Origin of the sequence: Microbacter sp. GSS18, from assembly GCA_029319145.1 — a bacterium.
Lineage (GTDB): Bacteria > Actinomycetota > Actinomycetes > Actinomycetales > Microbacteriaceae > Microbacterium.
This window is the reverse complement of sequence record CP119753.1, coordinates 964810-982919: the sequence shown is the minus strand read 5'-3', so window position 1 is coordinate 982919 and position 18110 is coordinate 964810. Positions and strand designations below refer to the sequence as shown.

The 18110-nt window shown below is 71.4% G+C and carries 18 protein-coding genes and 2 tRNA genes; 6 read left to right on the top strand and 14 right to left on the bottom strand.

Annotated elements, in window-relative coordinates; translation table 11 throughout:
• Window positions 1-3: 3 nt before the first annotated feature.
• Both P0L94_04690 and P0L94_04685 read right to left on the bottom strand, forming a co-directional pair.
• On the bottom strand, window positions 4-1029 hold the full coding sequence (locus tag P0L94_04690; GenBank protein WES65370.1) for a beta-propeller fold lactonase family protein: 1026 nt from the start codon (window positions 1027-1029) through the stop codon (window positions 4-6).
• Window positions 1030-1075: 46 nt separating this feature from the next.
• Window positions 1076-1210 carry a hypothetical protein gene (locus tag P0L94_04685; protein WES65369.1) on the bottom strand — a complete coding sequence of 45 codons (135 nt, stop codon included), beginning with the start codon at window positions 1208-1210 and terminating at the stop codon, window positions 1076-1078.
• Here P0L94_04685 and dinB point away from each other — a divergent pair.
• Window positions 1202-2380, top strand: coding sequence for a DNA polymerase IV (dinB, locus tag P0L94_04680; GenBank protein WES65368.1), 1179 nt, complete (start codon window positions 1202-1204; stop codon window positions 2378-2380). The genes P0L94_04685 and dinB overlap by 9 nt on opposite strands.
• 147 nt (window positions 2381-2527) lie before the next feature.
• The gene (locus tag P0L94_04675; protein ID WES65367.1) at window positions 2528-4930 is read left to right on the top strand and encodes a transglycosylase domain-containing protein; all 2403 of its coding nucleotides are present in this window, start codon (window positions 2528-2530) and stop codon (window positions 4928-4930) included.
• An 84-nt stretch (window positions 4931-5014) separates the two neighbouring features.
• On the opposite strand, the gene P0L94_04670 is transcribed toward P0L94_04675, so the two are convergent.
• Window positions 5015-5088: transfer RNA gene (locus P0L94_04670), tRNA-Ile, on the bottom strand.
• Between the two features lie 56 nt (window positions 5089-5144).
• On the opposite strand from P0L94_04670, the gene P0L94_04665 reads away from it, so the two are divergent.
• On the top strand, window positions 5145-5438 hold the full coding sequence (locus P0L94_04665) for a hypothetical protein (GenBank protein ID WES65366.1): 294 nt from the start codon (window positions 5145-5147) through the stop codon (window positions 5436-5438).
• Here P0L94_04665 and P0L94_04660 read toward each other — a convergent pair whose 3' ends face one another.
• Window positions 5439-6536: a DMT family transporter gene (locus P0L94_04660; protein WES65365.1), complete on the bottom strand. Its 1098-nt coding sequence runs from the start codon at window positions 6534-6536 to the stop codon at window positions 5439-5441.
• A 44-nt stretch (window positions 6537-6580) separates the two neighbouring features.
• Between P0L94_04660 and def the strand changes: the two genes are divergently transcribed.
• A complete protein-coding gene (gene def / locus P0L94_04655) occupies window positions 6581-7147 on the top strand; it encodes a peptide deformylase (GenBank protein ID WES65364.1) in 567 nt (188 codons plus the stop codon).
• A 57-nt stretch (window positions 7148-7204) separates the two neighbouring features.
• Here the strand turns inward: def and P0L94_04650 are convergent.
• The 7 genes from P0L94_04650 to recO all read right to left on the bottom strand — a co-directional run bounded on the left by P0L94_04650 (window position 7205) and on the right by recO (window position 14338).
• Window positions 7205-7277: transfer RNA gene (locus tag P0L94_04650), tRNA-Asn, on the bottom strand.
• 75 nt (window positions 7278-7352) lie between these two features.
• Entirely contained in the window at window positions 7353-8141 is a 789-nt protein-coding gene (locus P0L94_04645) for an ATP-binding cassette domain-containing protein (GenBank protein WES65363.1), read from the bottom strand.
• A gap of 59 nt (window positions 8142-8200) precedes the next feature.
• A complete protein-coding gene (gene dnaG / locus P0L94_04640) occupies window positions 8201-10054 on the bottom strand; it encodes a DNA primase (GenBank protein WES65362.1) in 1854 nt (617 codons plus the stop codon).
• On the bottom strand, window positions 10054-11406 hold the full coding sequence (locus P0L94_04635; protein WES65361.1) for a deoxyguanosinetriphosphate triphosphohydrolase: 1353 nt from the start codon (window positions 11404-11406) through the stop codon (window positions 10054-10056). Before P0L94_04635 ends, dnaG begins: the two co-directional genes overlap by 1 nt.
• Window positions 11396-12562, bottom strand: a complete 1167-nt coding sequence (dusB, locus tag P0L94_04630; protein WES65360.1) for a tRNA dihydrouridine synthase DusB — start codon at window positions 12560-12562, stop codon at window positions 11396-11398. Before dusB ends, P0L94_04635 begins: the two co-directional genes overlap by 11 nt.
• A 229-nt stretch (window positions 12563-12791) precedes the next feature.
• Window positions 12792-13607 carry an isoprenyl transferase gene (locus P0L94_04625; GenBank protein ID WES65359.1) on the bottom strand — a complete coding sequence of 272 codons (816 nt, stop codon included), beginning with the start codon at window positions 13605-13607 and terminating at the stop codon, window positions 12792-12794.
• Window positions 13604-14338 carry a DNA repair protein RecO gene (recO, locus tag P0L94_04620; protein WES65358.1) on the bottom strand — a complete coding sequence of 245 codons (735 nt, stop codon included), beginning with the start codon at window positions 14336-14338 and terminating at the stop codon, window positions 13604-13606. Before recO ends, P0L94_04625 begins: the two co-directional genes overlap by 4 nt.
• A 96-nt stretch (window positions 14339-14434) precedes the next feature.
• Here recO and P0L94_04615 point away from each other — a divergent pair, with 96 nt between their 5' ends.
• Both P0L94_04615 and P0L94_04610 read left to right on the top strand, forming a co-directional pair.
• Window positions 14435-15670, top strand: coding sequence for a molybdopterin-dependent oxidoreductase (locus P0L94_04615; protein WES65357.1), 1236 nt, complete (start codon window positions 14435-14437; stop codon window positions 15668-15670).
• The gene (locus P0L94_04610; GenBank protein ID WES65356.1) at window positions 15667-16128 is read left to right on the top strand and encodes a hypothetical protein; all 462 of its coding nucleotides are present in this window, start codon (window positions 15667-15669) and stop codon (window positions 16126-16128) included. The genes P0L94_04615 and P0L94_04610 overlap by 4 nt, the downstream gene beginning before the upstream one ends.
• Here the strand turns inward: P0L94_04610 and P0L94_04605 are convergent.
• Genes P0L94_04605 through P0L94_04595 form a run of 3 tightly spaced genes read right to left on the bottom strand, consistent with a single transcriptional unit; the run spans window position 16026 to window position 18072 of the window.
• Window positions 16026-16775 (bottom strand): methyltransferase domain-containing protein, encoded by a 750-nt coding sequence (locus P0L94_04605; protein WES65355.1) that lies wholly within the window; start codon window positions 16773-16775, stop codon window positions 16026-16028. The two genes, P0L94_04610 and P0L94_04605, sit on opposite strands and share 103 nt — an antisense overlap.
• Window positions 16772-17413, bottom strand: coding sequence for a DUF2064 domain-containing protein (locus tag P0L94_04600; GenBank protein WES65354.1), 642 nt, complete (start codon window positions 17411-17413; stop codon window positions 16772-16774). Before P0L94_04600 ends, P0L94_04605 begins: the two co-directional genes overlap by 4 nt.
• Complete coding sequence (locus P0L94_04595) at window positions 17410-18072, bottom strand: glycosyltransferase family 2 protein (protein ID WES65353.1); 663 nt, start codon at window positions 18070-18072, stop codon at window positions 17410-17412. The genes P0L94_04600 and P0L94_04595 overlap by 4 nt, the downstream gene beginning before the upstream one ends.
• Between the last annotated feature and the right edge of the window lie 38 nt (window positions 18073-18110).

The window sequence follows — 18110 nt, the reverse complement described above, 5'->3', positions numbered from 1 at the left end:
CGGTCAGACGAAGCGGACCCAGTTCGCGCCGTTGCCCGTTTCGGCCCGCTGCAGCAGCTCCAGCCGTGCGCCGTCGACGGCGTACAGCGACACCGAGGTCGACCGCTCACCGGCGGCGACGAGCCGGGAGCCGTCCGGGCTGAGGGCGAAGCCGCGCGGCTGCGTCTCGGTCACCGTGAACTCCGTGGGGGGCATGAGCGAACCGTCGCCGCGGACGGCGACCGCCGCGAGCGTGCTCTCGGTGCGCTCGGAGGCCCACAGCGTGCGGCCTTCCGCGCCGGCGTGCAGGTCGGCCCCCCAGATGTAGTGGTTCGCGCGCGGATCGGCCCCGAACTCGCTTCGGCCCAGGCCCGCGCTCGTGTCGAAGGCCGTGACCGATCCGACCATGGACAGGGCACCCGTTGCGACGTCGCGCCGGTAGTGCAGCACCTCGCCGGTGAACTCGGTCAGAACGTAGACCGCGTCCTGCGCCTGCGAGAGCACGAGGTGACGGGGCCCGCTCCCCGCGGGCGCGGGCGCGGTCGCCGGGGTGAGCGGTGTGAGCGCCAGATCGTCCGCGATCGCGAACTGCGCGATCAGGTCGGCGCCGAGCGAGACGAAGTAGGCGAAGGCGCCGTCCGCGCTCGCAAGCACGGAGTGCAGGTTGGGGTACGCGATGCGCGACACCGGCTCGCCGACGCCGGACGCGTCCACCGGCGCGATGAGGCCGAACCCGCCGCCGTACGAGGCGCCGAGCAGCGCCGACCCGTCCCGGGTGAGTGCGACGTAGTTCAGACCCCCGCCCTGCACGTCTCGACGCGCCAGCGGCGTGAGCACGCCGGATCCACGGTCGAGCGACAGGGTGACGATCGCCGCGGGGTCGCCCTTCACCGCGGCGTAGACCCGGTCGCGTTCGGCGTCGACCACGAAGTTCGAACAGCCCGTGAGGCCGTCGGCCGTGGCGAGGAGCTCGAGTGCGTCGCCCGAGAATCGGAATGAGCTGATGGTTCCGTCGCCGGAGTTCGCGACGAGGACGAGGGAAGCTGTCACCCCTCGATCGTAGGAGACGAGCGAGGGCGCGGCTCTCGAATCCGCCTCAGCGTGCGTCGGCGCCGCCGAAGCCCTGCGGGCTCGTGAACACGACGTCGGTCATGTCCGCCGTGCGTGCGACGATCCGGATGACGGATGAGCGGCGGAGGTCGGGATGCGAGGCGAGGCGACCGTGCTGCACGCGGATCTCGACGCCTTCTACGCGTCTGTCGAGCAGCGGGATGCGCCCGCGCTGCGCGGCCGGCCCGTCATCGTCGGCGGCGGTGTCGTGCTGGCGGCGAGCTACGAGGCGAAGGCGCGCGGTGTGCGGACCGCGATGGGCGGCCGACAGGCGCGGGAGCTGTGTCCGGACGCGGTCGTCGTCCCTCCGCGAATGGATGCCTACTCGGCCGCGAGCCGCGCCGTCTTCGCGATCTTCCGCGACACCACGCCGCTGGTCGAGGGACTCTCGATCGACGAGGCGTTCCTCGAGGTGGGCGGCCTCCGACGCATCGCCGGGTCGCCCGCGGAGATCGCGGTGAGGCTGCGTGAGCGGGTCCGCTCCGAGGTCGGCCTGGCGATCTCGGTCGGCGTGGCGCGCACGAAGTTCCTCGCCAAGGTCGCGAGCGCCGTCAGCAAGCCCGACGGGCTGCTCGTCGTCGAGCCCGACGGCGAGGAGGCGTTCCTGCTCCCGCTGCCCGTGGAGCGGCTGTGGGGGGTGGGCCCGGCCACCGCCGAGAAGCTGCACCGGCTGGGCATCCGCACGGTCGGACAGCTGGCCGAACTGGAGTCGGCCGCCGCAGAGCGACTGCTCGGCAGGGCCGCCGGTGCCCACCTGCACGCGCTGGCCCGCCTGCGGGACCCGCGTCCGGTCGACACGACCCGGCGTCGCGGCTCGATCGGCTCGCAGCGCGCGCTCGGCAGCCGTCCGCGCTCGCCGCAAGAGCTCGACGTCATCCTCACCCAGATCGTCGATCGACTCGCCCGCCGCCTGCGCGACGGCGGGCGAGGATGCCGCACCGTGGTGCTGCGCCTGCGCTACGGCGACTTCGCGAAGGCGACCCGGTCGCGCACGCTGCGCTCCGCGACCGATCACACGGCCGTCCTCCTCGCGGCCGCGCGCGGGCTCCTCGCCGCCGCGGAGCCGGAGATCGCGGCCCGCGGGATCACGCTGATCGGCGTCTCGCTGTCGCAGCTCGTGCGCGCCGAGGGGCTTCAGCCCGAGCTGCCGATCGAGTGGGGCGACGGCGAGCGCCTCGATTCCGTCCTCGACACCGTGCGGGACCGATTCGGTGCGGCGTCGGTCTCTCGAGCGGCTCAGCTCGGACGTGATCCGGGCTGGTCCACGCCGCTGCTTCCGGAACACGAATGAGCACGTGCTGCGCCGGATAACTCCTGGGACACGTTCACGGCCGGAATGTGCGCGCCTCGCCGCACGGGGAGGCATACTGGCAGGATGACTCCCCCGGCACGCAAGACCGAGATCGGGCCTGTCCAGGCCGCGTAGGACGCAAGCGCGATGAACCCGTACAAGAGAACGCTCGCCGGTGTGATCACCGGCTTCGTGGGGCTCATCGTGCTCAGCGTCGTCGCCGCTCTGCTCGTCGTGACGCCCCTCGTTCCCGGTCTGGTGCTCGCGGGGAATGCCGGCTACAAGGCGGTCTCGCTCTTCGACGGACTTCCGGGCTACCTCGAGATCGACCGGCTCATGCTGCCGACGACGATCTACGCCCGTGATCCCGACACGGGCGACGATGTCGAGCTCACGTCCTTCTACGACCAGAACCGTGTGCCCGTCGACTTCGACGAGATCTCACCCGTCGTGTTCGACGCGATCCTGTCGTCGGAGGACCCGCGCTACTACGAGCACGGGGGCATCGACATCATCGGCACGACCCGCGCGCTCATCTCGAACGCGCAGGGCGGCGCGACGCAGGGCGGTTCCTCGATCAGTCAGCAGTACGTCAAGAACGTCCTCGTCCAGCGCTGTGAACGCGACGCCGTCGCCACCGAGGACCAGACCCGCGACGAAGTGCTTCAGGCGTGCTGGCTCGACGCCACCAACGCATCGGGCACCGACGGCTACCAGCGCAAGCTGCAGGAGATCCGCTACGCCATCGAGCTCGAGCAGGAGTACTCCAAGGGCGACATCCTGCTCGGGTATCTCAACATCTCCAACTTCGGTGGCACGACCTACGGAATCGAGGCGGCGGCCCGCTACTACTTCGGCTCGACGGCCTCCAAACTCTCGGTCGGCCAGGCCGCCGTCCTCGCCGGCATCGTCCAGAACCCCAACACCTACCGCATCGACCGGCCCGAGGGCTCGATCTTCGGAGCGGACGGCGCCGGCTACAACAAGGCGGCCGACGGCTCGGTCGACGATGTGGATCCCGGGACGCTCGCGGGGCTCGACACGCTTCTGGCCGAGGGCACCATCACCCAAGAGGAGTACGTCGCCGCGGGCGACCCCTACAGCGCGACCAAGGGCCGCCAGCTCTACGTCCTCGACCGCATGCACGAGGACGGCCGCATCACCGACGAGCAGTATCTCGCCGCGGCGGTCGAGCCCATCACCCCGAAGATCACGCCCGCGCGCATCGGGTGCGCGGCGACGAAGGCGCCGTTCTTCTGCCAGTACGTCGTGAACACGATGCGATCGGACCCGGCGTACGCCGACGCGTTCGGCGAGACCGCGCAGGAGCGCCAGCGCGCGATGACGCGGGACGGACTGCACATCTACACGACGCTGGACTGGCGCGTTCAGAACGCCTCGCAGTCGGCCGTGAGCAAGTACACACCGGCGACCGTTCCCGGCATGAGGTTCGGGGCGGCGTCGGTGAGCGTCGAGGCGACGACGGGGCGCATCCTCGCCATCAGTCAGAACAACAAGTTCTCGGAGGACGCCGAGCTCACGGCATCCGACCGGTCCTACACATCTCTCGTGTACGCCGGCGACTCGACGCACGGCGTGTCCGCGGGCTTCCCCACCGGGTCGACCTTCAAGCTGTTCACCCTGATCGACTGGCTCGAGAAGGGGCACTCGCTCTACGAGAGCGTCAACGGCAGCGTGCGCCCGATCCCCCGTCTCAACAATCGTTGCGACGGGCCCTGGATCAACGTCGAGAACGCCACCGTCCTCAACTTCGCGAAGGCACGCGGGTACACCGGCACACCGATGCAGTTCACCGCCCAGTCGCTGAACAGCGGCTACCTCGGCATGGCCGAGAAGCTCGACATGTGCGACATCGAGGACGTCGCCACCCGCATGGGCGTGACGCAGGGCAACGGCAGGCGCGTGGAGATCATCGGCGCCGCCTCGATCATCGGCACCAACAACATCGCGCCCGTCGCGATGGCGGCCGCCTACGCGACCGTGGCCAACAACGGCGTCTACTGCGTGCCCCGGGCGATCGAGCGCGTGGTGAACGCCGACGGCCAGGAGCTGTCGGTGCCCGGCGACGAGTGCTCGCGGGTGCTCGACCCCGACATCGCCGCCGCAGCGGCCTTCGCGCTGCAGGGCGTCATGCGGCCCGGCGGCACGGGATCGCTCGGCAACCCGAACGACGGCACGCCGCTGATCGGCAAGACCGGCACGCACGAGGCGTTCCAGACGTGGCTGATCGAGTCGAGCACGCGGGTCACCACCGCCTCGTGGGTCGGGAACACGCTCGGCGAGGCCGACCTCTTCCGCACGTGGTACGACGGCGCCCTGCTGTCGGGCGCCCGCTATTCGATCGGCCGCGACGTGCAGACCGCCGTGAACCGGTACTACGGAGGAGACGCGTTCCCCGCGCCCCCCAGCCAGTTCCTGCGACGTCCCTACGTGCCGCCGCCGCCGTCCCAGGACTCCGGCGACGACAACGGCGGTGGAAACGGGCAGGGCGGCGGAAACGGCGGCGGAAACGGTCGCGGCAACGACTGAGGCGCGCCACGCCGACACCGCACGGAAGGGCCGCTCCGCTCGGACCCGGTCGCGACTGCTCGGGTCGATCGAGCACACTCACAGTAGGGCGGGTGGGACTTGAACCCACGATCGTCGGGTTATGAGCCCGCTGCCTTCACCAGCTTGGCCACCGCCCCTCCCCCACGAGAATACCGGCCGACGAGCGCGCATCCCGCCATGGGACCATGGAGGAATGGATGCCGTCGCCTGGACCATCGCCGCCGGGACGGCCGTCGCCCTCGTCGTCCTCGTCGCGATGGCCCCGCGCATGAAGCGCACCCAACGGCGCCGGCAGCTCGAAGGCTCCGCGGGTGGCTCGATGGCGGGCGTCGTTGCGGGGCTCGACGCCGTGTGGCAGCCGACGGCCGAACAGGCGCGTGCCGACTGGGAAAGTCGGCTCGAACTGCCCGCTCCGGCACCGACACCGGACGGCGACAGCGGGATCGAGCACGGGCGGCTCACCATCGTCGTCCCGAACGGCGGTTGATCAGCCGTCGCGATCGGTCTCGCCGGGCTCGGGATCGGGATCGTGCACGGGCGGCTCGGGCCACACCTTCGACACCGCTTCGGTGATGCGGACGGATCCCGTGGTCGGGTGCGCGATGTCGCCCTCGCCCGAGCTCCCGCGCGTGAGCGGGAGCTCCTGACTGTCGCTGATGATCTGCGGGTGGTGCCTCGCGAGCTGGAACACGCCCCACACGGCGATCGCCCCCACGACGCCGAAGCTGATGTAGGCCCACAGCGGAGCGCCCGCGGCCTCGTCGAGGACCATGAGGCCGATCAGGATCGCGACGATCGGGTCGATCACCGTGAGTCCGGCGATGACGAGGTCGGGCGGTCCCGACGAGTAGGCCGTCTGCACGAAGTACGCGCCGATGATGGTGCCGGCGATCAGGGCGGCCAGACATGTCAGCGTCAGCCACTCGAAGTTGCCCGACTGGATGCGGTTGATGACGACCTTGGCGAGGGTGGCCACGAAGCCGTAGATCACGCCGGCGGCGATGATGTAGAAAAGCGCGCCCATGCGAGCCCGCAGCCATACCCACAGGATCGCGAAGACGATCGTCACGGCTGCCAGCAGGAGCAGCACGGTGATGAGCTGACGATCCGAAATCGGCTTCTCGGTCGCGAAGAGCGCTGCGATCGTGACGAAGACGAAGATCCCGCCGACGCAGGCGGCGATCGAGATCATGGAGCGGCGCGTCGGGCGATGACCGCTGATCCGAGCGTTCAGCAGGGTCGTGATGACCAGCGACACCGCCCCGAGCGGCTGCACGACGATGAGCGGCGCGAACGAGAGCGCCGCCAGCTGGCACGCGATCGCCAGGGCCAGCATCGCGGTGCCCAGCACCCACGACGGACGTGACATCAGCCGGCCGAGCTGGGCGAACGTCAGACCTTGCGACGCGGCTGATCCGGACATCGCCTCGACCTTGATCACGCCACGATGCTGGTACTGCGCACCGAACGACATGAACACGGCCCCGAGCAGGGCCAGCGGGATGCCGATGAGGATGCCGGGGTTCTGGAACGCGCCGACGAGCGTGTCGCCGACCTCTCCGATGTTGCTCGCAGCCCAGACCACGATGTCGACCCTATCCGCCCCGACGGCTCGGATAGGCTCGGCACGTGGCAGTTCTCCCGATTCGCATCATGGGCGACCCCGTGCTCCACGCGCCCGCCGCCCCCGTCGACGAGATCACGGAGGAGATCCGCACGCTGGTCGCCGACATGTACGAGACCATGGATGCCGCACCCGGCGTGGGTCTGGCCGCGCCTCAGGTGGGCGTCGCCCTGCGCATCTTCGTCTACACGTACCAGGACGACGACGGCGCGCCGTGGCGCGGCGTCGTGATCAATCCGCAGCTGTGGATGCGCCCGCTCGAGCCGGGTGCACCCGACCAGGACGAGGAGTCCGAGGGCTGCCTGTCGTTCCCCGGCGAGCGGTTCCCGCTGCGACGCTCGGACGACGTGCTCGTCACCGGAATCGACCTCGAGGGCGACCCCGTGCGCATCGAGGTCGACGGATGGCGCGCGCGCATCATGCAGCACGAGTTCGACCACCTCGACGGCGTCCTCTACATCGACCGCATCTCGGACGGTGACTGGAAGACCGCGCAGAAGGTGGCGCGAAAGCGCGGCTGGGGCCGTCCCGGCAGCTCGTGGATGCCGGGGGTCGACGACCTCGACGCGTAGCGCGCACCTGCGTCCGCCGACGACGAAAGCCCCGGGCGATGCCGGGGCTTTCTGCTGCTCCCCCACTTGGACTCGAACCAAGAACCTACCGGTTAACAGCCGATTGCTCTGCCAATTGAGCTATGGAGGAATACTCGCCGCCTCCGCGGAGGCAACTCCAATATCTTAGCAAAGCCGAGAGGGTGGTCTGTACCGCAGGGGCCGATCAGGAGGCTATGAGCCGCGGATCGGCATCCCCGCTGGGCGTCCACAGCAGATCGTCGGTGCTGTGCCCGTATGCGACCGGGTGCCCGTTGCGCAGGACCAGGACGTCGGCGTCGAGTTCGCGCACCGCGGCGGTGTCGTTCGTGACGATGAGGGCGGACATCCCGACGTCGCGGCGCCGCCGCAGCAGGGCATCGCGTGCGGCCTGGTGGACCTCGATGTCGAGATTCGCGAACGGCTCGTCCGCGACGAAGAGCCGAGGCTGGAGGACGAGCGCGCGGGCGATCGCCACGCGCTGACGCATGCCCGCGCTGAGTTCGTAGGGATACTTGGCGGCGCTTCCCAGCGGCAGCATGAGCTCGTCGAGCAGAGCGGCCACGCGAATGGAGAGCGCCCGCTGATTCACGCGCGAGTCGCGACTCGTGATGGGCTCGGAGATCGCCTCCGACACCGTCAGCCGCGCGGGCAGCTTCGCGCCCGCCGACTGCGGGAGATAGCCGGTCGCGTACGTGAGATAGCGGTGGGCGCGCCCGGGGCGCCGCACCGAGACGCCGAGTGCCTCGGCATCACCGCCCACGACGGCGATGCCGTCTCCGGCCGCTCCGGCCAGCACGGCCGCGAGCGTGGACTTGCCCGAACCGGTCGGCCCGAGAACGGCCAGCGCTTGCGCGTGCGGGAGGACGAAGGAGACGCCGTCGACGACCCTCTCGTCCGAAGCGCCCCGCGACGCGCGGGCGATCGAGAGGTCGGTCGCGCGGATCGCCACGTCTGGCTCGCTTCGTCGGGGCATGAGCTCATCCTGCCGTGACCGCGGCCCGAGCGCCACTTCGACACGGACCATCGACGCGCTCAGCGGTCGGCGATGATCTGCTGGCGCTCCTGGTCGAGCTGCCGCAGACGCACCCGGATCCGGCGCCCCTCCTCGGAGTCGGCGGGCACGCGCTGCACCGCGCCGAGCAGTTCGGACTTCTCGGAGTCGAGAGCGCGCAGCAGCAGCCGTCGCGCGAGATCCGCCGTCGAGGCCACCGCCTCGGCGTCGGTGAGCGCCGGGAAGTCCGCAGCCAGCAGCTCGCCGCCCAGCGACCGATACGGTTCACGCACGGCGGCGACCGCCTCGGTGGCCCAGCCCGCGCGCTCCAGGTCGCCCGCGTCGGCGACCGCCCGACGGACGGCCTCGAGTGCGGGATGACGGAAGGGGTGCGCCAGCGCACGACTCACCAGCTCCCGGTCGAGCCGGTGTCCGAACTGCAGGAAGCCCATGAGCGCGTCGCGCTCGAGCGAGACCTCGGCCGTGCGCGGGAGCCCCGCGAGGGTCACCCGCGCCACAGGCTCGGGAGCGGGCTCGTCCGGTCCCGGACGCGGCGTGGGTGCCGGACGTCGGTTCTCGGCGCGGCCAGCCCTCTCCACCTCGCGACGCACGTCCTCGGTGTCCATGCCCAGGCGCCGCGCAAGGACGCGGACGTACTCCGGCTGCAGCAGCGGATCACGCAGCTCGGCCACGACGGGCGCGGACTGCCGCAGAGCGCCGACACGGCCCTCGACGCTCGCGAGGTCGTACCCGCTGATGCGCTGATCGAGCACGAACTCGACCATCGGGGTCTTCTGCTCCACAAGACCGCGCACCGCCGCGTCGCCGCGGGCGAGACGCAGATCGCACGGGTCCAGGCCCTCGGGCCCGGTCGCGACATACGTCTGCGCATTGAACCGCTTGGCATCGGCGAACGCCCGCAGCGCCGCCTTCTGGCCCGCCGCATCCGGGTCGAACGTGAACACGACCTCGCCCGCGGCGGAATCGTCCCCCATGACGCGGCGCAGCACAGTGATGTGGTCGGACCCGAACGCCGTGCCGCACGTCGCGATGGCGGTGGTCACGCCGGCCAGGTGGCAGGCCATGACATCGGTGTAGCCTTCGACGACCACGACGCGGTGCTCCCGTGAGACCGCGCGCTTGGCGAGATCGAGCCCGTACAGCACCTGGGCCTTGCGGTAGATCGTGGTCTCGGGGGTGTTGAGGTACTTCGGACCCTTGTCGTCGTCGTACAGACGCCGAGCGCCGAAGCCGATCACCTGACCCGTCACGTCGCGGATCGGCCAGATCACACGACCGCGGAAGCGGTCGTACACGCCGCGCTGACCCTGCGACACGAGCCCGGCCGCGCTGAGCTCCTCGTCGGAGAACCCCTGGCCGCGCAGCGCCGTGTGGAGGGCCGACCAGCCCTTGGGCGCGTAGCCGACGCCGAAATGCGCGGCCGCGCCGGCGTCGAAGCCGCGTTCGCCCAGGAACCGGCGCGCGGTCTCGGCCTCGGGCGACGACAGCTGACCGCGGTAGAACTCCGCCGCGGCGGAGTTCGCCGCGTACAGACGGGCGCGACCGGTGCCGTCCGGGGCCGCTCCCCCGTCCTCGTAGTTGAGCGTGTAGCCGATGCGCCCGGCGAGCCTCTCGACGGCCTCGGTGAAGGTCACGTGGTCCATCGCCCGCAGGAACGAGTAGACGTCGCCGGATTCACCGCAGCCGAAGCAGTGGTAGAAGCCGGCCTGCGGACGGACGTTGAAGCTCGGGCTGCGCTCGTCGTGGAACGGGCACAGTCCCTTCATCGACCCGACGCCGGCGGGCTTGAGCGCGACACGCTCGCCGATGATGTCGGCGATGTCGGTGCGGGCCTTGACCTCTTCGACATCGGCCTGGCGTATCCGGCCCGGCATCAGCCGACCTCGGCGCGCACGGAGGGGCCGGGTCTGGCTCCCGGCGCCCAGATGCCGAGGGAGGCCGCATCGACATCGCCCACGAGACGACCGTGCCATGAGATGGCGAGCTGATCGGTCAGGCTCGCCACCTGGTCGACGACGACACGCCGCCGGTCACGATCGGACTCGGCCGCCCGGAAGTCCGCGCCGTGGATGGCATCGAGCTCTCCGGGCCGCTCCCACAGGGCCGTCGCCAGCCGCTTGAGGACGCGCCGCTGCTCCTTGTAGAGCTCCTTGCGGCCGTCGATCGAGACGACCACCGCGCCGATGATCCCCTTGAGCACGGCCATCTCGGCCTCGATGACGCGCGGGACGACCACATGGGCACGGTAGCGCGTGAGCGACGGAGTCGCGTACGACTCACGGGTCGCGTGTGTCGCGGCCCGCGCGAAGCGCCCGATGAGGTCGCTGGTGAGGTTCTTGAGGCCGGCCAGCGCCGGCCGAGAGCCGTCGAACCGGTCGATCCACACTGGCATCCGCATCAGACGGTAGAGCGAGTCGGCGAGCTCGTCGCGGGCGAAGTCGAATCCGACCCAGGACTGGATGGCGTCGAGCAGCGCCTCGTGCTCGGCGGGGTCGGCCAGAAGCGCCGGATCGAGATAGCCGTTCATGATGGCGTCCTCGAAGTCGTGCACCGAGTACGCGATGTCGTCCGAGAGGTCCATGACCTCGGCTTCGATGCAGCGCACACGACCGGGTGCGTCCTGGCGCATCCACCGGAAGACAGCCTCGTCGTCGGGGTACACGCCGTACTTGAGCCGGCCGCCGGGATCGGGGAGCGGATGCTCGCTCGTCCACGGATACTTGCACGTGGCGTCGAGGCTGGCGCGGGTGAGGTTGAGTCCCAGGCTCGTGCCGTCCTCGCCGATCACTTTCGGCTCGAGCCGCGACACGATCCGCAAGGTCTGCGCATTCCCCTCGAAGCCGCCGATGTCCTCGGCCCAGTCGTTGAGAGCGCGCTCGCCGTTGTGGCCGAAGGGCGGATGCCCGAGGTCATGGCTGAGGCACGCGGTGTCGACGACGTCCGCCGCGAGATCGAGCGCGGTGGCCAGTTCACGGCCGACCTGCGCGACCTCGAGCGAGTGCGTGAGGCGGTTGCGTGCGAAGTCCGCCGGGGAGGCGGGGCTGAGCACCTGCGTCTTGGCGGCGAGCCGCCGCAGCGCCGCGGAGTGCAGCACCCGAGCGCGATCGCGCGCGAAGTCGTCCCGCTGTGAGCGATGCCGCTCGGCGCCGAAGCGCTCGGCATCCCGGTCGTCGTAGCCGTCGGGTCGCCACGTCGCCGCCCCCGACGAGCGGGACTCACCCGCCACTGTGGTCGAGCTCCGCCTCGCACATGGCCGTCGACGCCTCCGCGCCCAGGTCGCGCGACTCCAGCCACCCGTGCGGGAGCGCCGGGCGCTTGGGCGTGCCGGCGCGTCCGCGCTGGCCTTCGGCCGCAGCACCGGGGTACGGCGCGTCGAGGTCGAGCGTGGCCAGGATCTCGTCGATCTCGGCCAGGCTCGATGCGGTCGCCAGACGCGCTCGCGTGTCGCCGCCGACGGGGTAGCCCTTGAAGTACCACGCGACGTGCTTGCGGATGTCGCGGCAGCCGCGGCCCTCGTCGTCGAAGAACTCCACCAGCAGCTCGGCGTGGCGCCGGAACGCGCGGGCGACGAAGCCCAGCGTCGCGTCGACGGGCTCGCCCGGGGCGGCACCGAGGGCACCGAGGGTGCGGGCGAGGTCGCCGAACAGCCACGGGCGGCCGAGGCACCCGCGCCCGACGACGACGCCGTCGCAGCCGGTCTCGGCCATCATCCGCTCGGCGTCGGCCGCGGACCAGATGTCGCCGTTGCCGAGCACCGGGATGCTCGTGACGGCCTGCTTGAGGGTCGCGATCGCCGACCAGTCCGCCTGGCCCGAGTAGAACTCCGCCGCCGTCCGCGCATGCAGCGCGACGGCGGCGACCCCGGCGTCCTCGGCGATGCGCCCGGCATCGAGGTACGTCAGGTGGTCGGCGTCGATGCCCTTGCGCATCTTGACCGTCAGCGGGATGTCGCCGGCCGCGCGCGCGGCGCGGGTCACGATGTCGCGGAACAGCTCGAGCTTCCACGGCAGGGCAGCACCGCCGCCCTTGCGGGTGACCTTGGGCACGGGGCAGCCGAAGTTCAGGTCGATGTGATCGGCACGGTCCTCCTCGACCAGCACGCGCACCGCGGACTCGACGGTCGCAGGGTCGACGCCGTACAGCTGGATCGAGCGGGGCGTCTCGGACTCGTGATGCGTGATCAGCCGCATCGTCGTGGCGTTGCGCTCGACGAGCGCACGCGACGTGATCATCTCGCTGACGTACAGCCCGGCCCCGTACTCGCGGCACAGGCGCCGGAAGGCGGTGTTCGTGATGCCCGCCATCGGCGCGAGCACGACGGGCGCATCGAGCTCGATCGGGCCGATGCGCAGGGTGCGGGCGGGTGCGAGGGCAGTGGACATCGCCCCATTGTCCCAGAACCCGCCTGGGCGGGAGCCCGATGTGGAGAGAGGTCGGGGCAGAAGGGTGCGTCGCCGGCGTCCGAGGGCCGGAACACCGGGGCGCGTCGTTCGGATGCGACCACGCACGGTCTGCCGGAGGGGAGGTCTGTTCGATCGTCCCGCCGCCGCCCGGACCTGTCGTATCCGTCGCCCGCCGTGGTGCCCGATCGTCGGGACACGGCCGCCGGGGTCAGCTGCCGGCGGGGCTGTCCGGGGTGTCGACGGCGCCGCCGAAGCGCCGGTCCCGATCGAGGTAGAGCGCTATCGCCTGCCACAGGTCGGTGCGCGAGAAGTCGGGCCACAGCGTGTCGAGGAAGACGAACTCGGCGTACGCCGACTCCCACAGCAGGAAGTTCGAGGTCCGCTGCTCGCCGCTGGAGCGGATGAACAGATCGACGTCGGGCATGTCCGGCTGATAGAGGTTCCGACGGATCAGCTTCTCGGTCACCGCCGAGGGCTTGAGGCTCCCGGCGGCGATCTGCTGTCCGATCGAGCGCATCGCGTCGACGAGCTCGACGCGACCGCCGTAGTTGATGCACATCGTGAGGGTCATCACGTCGTTGTCGCGCGTGAGCTGCTCGGCGAACTGCAGCTCCTTGATCACCGAGCCCCACAGCCGGGGCTTGCGGCCGGCCCAGCGCACGCGGACCCCCCACTCGTTCAGCTGATCGCGTCGCCGGTGCAGGACGTCCCGGTTGTAGCCCATCAGGAACCGGACCTCGTCGGGGGAACGGGCCCAGTTCTCCGTCGAGAAGGCGTAGACGCTCAGGTGCTTGACGCCGGCCTGGATCGCTCCGGCGACGACGTCCAGCAGCACCTCCTCGCCGGCCTTATGCCCCTCGACCCGCGTGAGGCCGCGCCGGTTCGCCCAGCGGCCGTTGCCGTCCATGACGATCGCGATGTGATTCGGAACGCCTCCGCGCGGAAAGGCGGGCGGATGCACGCCGGTCCAGTCGATGGGCCGGTACGGCACGGCGTCGCGGTGGGTGTAGGGCTTGGGGGTCATCGCGATGGCTCCGATGAGACGTGGGAGAGCGAGCGGATGCCGCGCTCGAGGTGCCACTGCGCGTACGCGGCGATGAGGCCCGACGCGGCGGCGGTCGCGCGCGGCGACGCGCCGTCGACGATATCCCACTCCCCCGCCATGAGCGCGGTGAGCAGGCCCGCCGTGGCATCGTCGACGCGTGCCGATCCGGCCGGTGCGCAGTCCGCGCACACCATGCCGCCCAGCTGGGCGACGAACGAGGTGTGGGCTCCCGTCGCGCCGCACCGCGCACAGCCGGTCAGCGCGGGAGCCCAGCCCGACAGCGCCATGGCGCGCAGCAGGTAGGAGTCCAGGATGCTGCGGGCGCCGTGCTCGCCCCGCGAAAGCGATCTCAGTCCGCCCACGAGCAGCAGGTACTGCTGGGGAGTCGCCTCGGCCTCGTTGAGCCGATCGGCGGTCTCGACCATGGCGCTCGCCGCGGTGTACCGGTCGTAGTCCACGACGATGTCCGCGCCGTACGCGCCCAGCGAGTCGGCCTGCTGGACGATGTCGAGGCTGCGGCCCTCGTACAGCAGCACGTCCGCGACCATGAACGGCTCGAGGCGGGAGCCGAACCGCGAGCCGGTGCGCCGAACGCCCTTGGCGACCGCGCGGACCTTGCCGTGGCGGCGCGAGAGCATGGTGACGATGCGGTCCGCCTCGCCCAGCTTGTGGGTGCGCAGGACCACGGCTTCGTCACGGTAGGTGGGCACCCCTCGATTATCGCCGCCCCGGTCGCGAACGGGCGGACGCCACGGCATCCGCGGACTGTAAGGATCTGCGGCCCCGATCGGGTGTTGCCTGGAGTCATGGCCAGTCTCACCGCACGTGCCTCCGATCGGCTGGAGCGCGCGTTCGGCGCCGCCCGGGCACGCACCCGCACACCGGGGCGCCGAACCCGCACGACGGTCGTGCTCGGCCGGGTGCTGGGTGTGATGCTGATCGTGTGCTTCGCCACCGGCCTCTACAGCCACGTGCTGCAGAACCCGCTGGACTGGCTGCCGCTTCTCCCGCGCCCGGTCCACCTGTATCGCGTGACCCAGGGACTGCACGTCATCACGGGCCTCGCGCTCATCCCCGTGCTGCTGGGAAAGCTCTGGAGCGTGTATCCGCGCCTGTTCGCGTGGCCGCCCGTCTCGGGGCCGGTCACGCTGCTCGAGCGGGGCTCGATCGCCCTGCTCGTCGGTGCCGCCGTGCTCGAGGTGGCGCTCGGGGTGATGAACATCGCCCAGTGGTATCCGTTCCCCTTCTCGTTCCGCGCTGTGCACTTCGTGCTCGCGTGGGTGCTGGTGGGGGCGATGATCCTCCACATCGGAATCAAGCTCCCGCTCATTCAGGCGTACTGGCGTCGTCGCCCGGACGGATCCTCCGAGGACGAACCGACCGAGCCGCGGACGTGGCCCGACGCGCCCGATCCCGACACCGAGCGGCAGCCGACCGTCGCCGAGGGCGTGTCGCGGCGCGGCGCGCTCATCGCCGTCGGCTCCGCGGCGGGCGTCGTCGCGCTCGCCACGGCCGGGCAGACCGTCGCCCCGCTCGCCCCGCTCGCCGTGCTCGCTCCGCGCCGTCCGGGCATCGGCCCGCAGGGGCTTCCGGTCAACCGGACCGCCGCGGAGGCCGGCGTCATCGCCTCCGCCCGCTCGCCGGAATGGCGTCTGACGGTCGTGGGCCCCGACGGTTCCGCCGACCTGTCGCTGATGGATCTGCGGTCGATGCCGCAGCACACCGTGGAGCTTCCGATCGCGTGTGTGGAGGGGTGGAGTCAGAACGCCGTATGGACCGGCGTCCGCGTGCAGGACGTCATCGCGCTCGTCGGAGCAGGCCCGGACAGCGATGTGCGCTTCACGAGCCTGCAGACGCGCGGCGCGTTCGCGACGTCGCGCATGCGCCACGAGTACGTCTCCGATCCCCTGTCACTGATCGCGCTGCGGCTGGGCGGCGAGACGCTCGACATCGAGCACGGCTATCCCGCACGCGTCATCGCGCCGGGCAGACCGGGCGTTCGCCAGACCAAATGGCTGAGCGCCGTCGAGGTGACGACATGATCATCGTCGACCCTCCGCTGCGGCGCACCGACATCGCGCGCATCGTCCTCGGCGCGTGCGGTGTCGCCCTCATCATCGCCGCGATCGTCATGGCGCTCGTCTCCATTCCTCCGGCCGACTACGTCGGCGTGCTCACGTGGGCGCTCGCCGCCATCGTCCTCCACGACGGCCTCCTGGCGCCGCTCGTGGTCGCGATCGCGCTCACCGGCCGTCGGGTCACCTCACGCATCGGACCCGCAGCGTCAGCCGTCGCGCGAAGTGCGCTCGTGACGGCCGCATGCTGCTCCCTCATCGCCGTGCCCGGGATCGTCGTGCGGTTCCTCGGACCCCGCAACGACACGGTCCACACCGTCGACTACGTGATGGTGCTGGCCGTCGGCTGGCTGGTCGCCATCGGCGTCGCCGTCGTGGCCGTGGTCGTCGGGTCCGTGCGCGGGCGGCAGGCGCGCACGATGTGACGCTCGGCCACGACCGAGTGCTCGCACCGGTCGAACCCGGCCGCGGCCAGGCACCGCTCCGCGGTCGCCCAGCCGATCCGCGCCCACGCGAACGGCGCGCTGACGCGACCGTGGTCGTCGTGCACCGTGAACACCGCCCGGTCGTCCAGGTCCGCCGACCCAGCGGTCTCGATCACCACGAACCCGTCGGGGGCGAGCAGGTCGCGACAGCGGCGCAGCAGCGCGTCGGGGTCTCCGCCGATCCCGATGTTCCCGTCCAGCAGCAGCACCGTGCGCCACCGCCCCTCCAGGGGCAGGCGCTCGAAGATCGAGCGGACGAGCGCCGGCGTTCCGGCCGCGCGCGCCCGCCACACCGCATCGGCCGACACGTCGATCCCGAGCGCCGCCGAGGACTTCGCAGCCGCGGCGCGCACCATGCGACCGGGACCGCAGCCGACGTCCAGCAGCGGCCCCTCGGCGGCGCCGAGGATGGACAGATCCGCCGCGTCGGCCGGCCCGCACAGCGCGTCGACCCACCACACCTCCTCGACGGCGTCGCCCGCCACGCGTCGCAGATGCAGCCGCCCGCCGCCCTCGCCCTGGAGCGCGAAGCCCCACGGTTCGCCGCCCCCGGCGGCGAACGTGGTCTCTCCGGGCCGCCCGGTCACTGCTCACCCTCCGGCATCGCCGACCGCCATGCCCGCGCGAAGCGCGAATGCGGCGCCTGATCCGCGACGCGGGCCGCCGCCCGCGCGTCGTCGACATCGGTGAGCTCGGCCAGGAACCGCACCCGGAGCCCCGCCGACAGCAGGCGCGACAGCTGCGCTGCCCCCGTGTCGGGCCGCGACATCGTCACGCCTCGCACGACGGTCCCGTCGGGCTCCCGCATGGCCAGCGCCCAGAAGCCGCCGTCGGCGGCGGGGCCGAGCCACGCGTCCACCTCCTCGGGCCAGACGCTGAGCGGTCCGTCGAGCAGCGGGGACGCGATCTGCGGGGTGTCCATGCCCACGAGGAGGGTCGGCCCGGCCATGTGGTCGAACAGGAAACCGAGTCGCTCGTCGAGCGTGCCGTCCGGCTGGCGGATCATCTCCCACCCGGCGACGTCGGCGTTCCTCCGAGGCGCTCCGTCCCAGAACAGGACGCGGCGCGCGGCGGGCATGGCCCCGAGAGCCGTCAGCGTGTCCTCCAGCGCCGCCTCGGCGACCGTCGCTGCCTGCTCGGGAGACAGCGGCGGCGTCAGTCGCGTCTTCACACGGCCCGGACGGCACTCCTTGGCGACGACGACGATCGTGGGAGGCTCACTCATCGCGACGCCTCCGACAGGATGCGGGACATGTCGCCGACCGCCGTCAGGGTTCCCCGCACCGTGCCGGTCACCTTCGACGCCCCCACGCGGGGACGGTAGGACACGTCCCGCTCGGCGATGCGCCATCCGGCCGCTGCGGCCCGCAGCACCATCTCGAGCGGATAGCCGCTCCGCCGGTCCCGCAGCTGCAGGGCGACGAGCGCCTCGCGGCGTGCCACCCGCATCGGCCCCAGGTCGTGGAGCCGGATGCCGGCGACCTTTCCGATGCGAGCACCCAGAACGCGATTCGCCGCGCGGGCATGCCACGGCCAGGCACCACGCGACGTGGGGCGCCGACGACCGAGCACCAGGTCCGCCTCGCCGGCCTCCACGACGGCGGCAAGGCGTGCGATCTCGGCCGGGTCGAGCGACGCGTCGGCGTCGCAGAACGCCACGAGCGGCGCGGTCGCCGCCAGCAGTCCGGCGTGGGCGGCCGCTCCGAACCCGCGACGAGGCTCGGTCACGACGATCGCGCCGTGGGCGCGCGCGATGTCGGCCGATCCGTCGGTGGAGCCGTTGTCGACCACGATCGCCCGGCACCCCTCCGGGACGCGCTGCAGCACCCAGGGCAGCGCCGCGGCCTCGTCCAGGCACGGAAGCACGATGTCCAGGGACTCCATGATCCGACCGTAGAGCGCGCGAGGCCCGCCGTCAGCAG

Coding starts and splice junctions, on each gene's coding strand:
- P0L94_04675 (WES65367.1), top strand. CDS start 2,528: ATGAACCCGTACAAGAGAACGCTCGCCGGTGTGATCACCGGCTTCGTG.
- P0L94_04665 (WES65366.1), top strand. CDS start 5,145: ATGGATGCCGTCGCCTGGACCATCGCCGCCGGGACGGCCGTCGCCCTC.
- P0L94_04645 (WES65363.1), bottom strand. CDS start 8,141: ATGCCCCGACGAAGCGAGCCAGACGTGGCGATCCGCGCGACCGACCTC.
- dnaG (WES65362.1), bottom strand. CDS start 10,054: ATGCCGGGCCGGATACGCCAGGCCGATGTCGAAGAGGTCAAGGCCCGC.
- dusB (WES65360.1), bottom strand. CDS start 12,562: ATGTCCACTGCCCTCGCACCCGCCCGCACCCTGCGCATCGGCCCGATC.
- P0L94_04625 (WES65359.1), bottom strand. CDS start 13,607: ATGACCCCCAAGCCCTACACCCACCGCGACGCCGTGCCGTACCGGCCC.
- P0L94_04615 (WES65357.1), top strand. CDS start 14,435: ATGGCCAGTCTCACCGCACGTGCCTCCGATCGGCTGGAGCGCGCGTTC.
- P0L94_04610 (WES65356.1), top strand. CDS start 15,667: ATGATCATCGTCGACCCTCCGCTGCGGCGCACCGACATCGCGCGCATC.
- P0L94_04600 (WES65354.1), bottom strand. CDS start 17,413: ATGAGTGAGCCTCCCACGATCGTCGTCGTCGCCAAGGAGTGCCGTCCG.
- P0L94_04595 (WES65353.1), bottom strand. CDS start 18,072: ATGGAGTCCCTGGACATCGTGCTTCCGTGCCTGGACGAGGCCGCGGCG.